Genomic DNA, 266 nt, shown 5'->3' on the forward strand with positions numbered 1-266 from the left:
GGCTCTTTTAGCGTGCCACGGTACTCACGGATTTGATCAGGACTTAGCTCGTCAACGTACGCTAAGCCTTTATTAATTAATTCCACAGCATAAGCGTAAAGCGTATCGAAGTAGTTTGATGAGTAACAAATATCACCAGACCATTCAAAGCCTAACCAGCTTACATCATTCTTAATTGACTCAACGTATTCAACGTCTTCTTTTTCAGGGTTTGTATCATCGAAACGAAGATTACATTGTCCCTGGTAGTCCTGAGCAATACCAAA

The 266-nt window shown here is 40.6% G+C and carries 1 protein-coding gene; it reads right to left on the minus strand.

Annotated features, from left to right (window positions below; all coding sequences use genetic code 11):
• Positions 1-266, minus strand: a 266-nt coding sequence (locus AB4653_RS26615) for a glutamate--tRNA ligase family protein (protein WP_372105727.1), incomplete at both ends; no start/stop codon positions are given.

Origin of the sequence: Vibrio sp. 10N.222.48.A3 (genome assembly GCF_041475345.1) — a bacterium.
Taxonomy (GTDB): domain Bacteria; phylum Pseudomonadota; class Gammaproteobacteria; order Enterobacterales; family Vibrionaceae; genus Vibrio; species Vibrio tasmaniensis_A.